Source organism: Candidatus Pelagibacter communis (assembly GCF_001180225.1).
In the GTDB taxonomy this organism is placed as follows: Bacteria; Pseudomonadota; Alphaproteobacteria; order Pelagibacterales; family Pelagibacteraceae; genus Pelagibacter; species Pelagibacter ubique_D.
In genome coordinates this window covers 1-907 of the sequence record NZ_CVST01000059.1, presented here as the reverse complement: position 1 = coordinate 907, position 907 = coordinate 1, and the positions used below count along the sequence as shown (strand labels likewise).

Here is a 907-nt window from a genome sequence, read left to right as displayed (position 1 = left end):
AACAACAGAGAGTGATATAGAAATTTTTACAACTCTCGGCCAAAACCAATTTTCATTATTACTTGCACTTCTCCACATCGCAATAGTAATGATAAATGTATAAATCAATAGTATTGCTAACTCTATTACGAGTATTGTTGCGTAAAAATTGTTAATGTTTGAAAAAATTTGTTTAATAATTAATTCAGGATTTTGACTATAATTAATAAGAGATTTGTCAATTGAATCTAAAGCAAAAAAAAATGTTATAAAAATTATTAAGCTAAATATTAGCTGGTATAGAGTTCCATAAACCCAGAATGTTTTACCAAGTCCGTAGTCACCTTTAATCAAATTTTTTAAAAAATTCATTGATTTATATAGTCGTAATAATTACTAAAAAATAAACAAAATATTTAAATCTATTAAGCAATAAAGAGATTTTTTGATAAATAAATATTTTTTTTTCAATATAATAATTTAAAGTGAAATAATCGCTTCATGAAAAAAGTACTAATTACATTATTTTGTTTAAATTTTATTTTTTCTTCAGCTATTGCTGACTCTCTTGGAAATCTTAGAACAGTAAATCATTATCTATCAAATGGATATAATTTAGAGAGTACAATTTTAATAAATGATCAAAAAATATTTTATAATCTAAAAAATAATGGTTCGTCAAAAATGCAATTTGAACCTAAGTTAATTACTTGTATTTATAATATTAAAAAAGAAACAACAAATTGTTACAAACCTTAAGAATTTTCATCTTAAAAATTTATAAATTCATTTTGAAGTTGTAAAAATATGGTCAAATTGTTTTAAGAATAAAGACTCTATTATTCATATTTGTTAATATTTAATTATGAAAAAGTCATTTATAGTAATTTTAATTTTATTACTTTCACAATTGCAATCTTTTGCAAAT

General features: G+C 21.1%; 1 protein-coding gene and 1 pseudogene. One reads left to right on the top strand and one right to left on the bottom strand.

Annotation, left to right across the window (positions count from 1 at the left end; translation table 11 throughout):
* Window positions 1–351 (bottom strand): annotated as a pseudogene (locus AMN99_RS04920) (hypothetical protein); the annotation flags it as partial.
* Between the two features lie 129 nt (window positions 352–480).
* Between AMN99_RS04920 and AMN99_RS04915 the strand changes: the two are divergent.
* Window positions 481–738, top strand: a complete 258-nt coding sequence (locus tag AMN99_RS04915) for a hypothetical protein (protein WP_075506709.1) — start codon at window positions 481–483, stop codon at window positions 736–738.
* The last annotated feature ends 169 nt before the right edge of the window (window positions 739–907 follow it).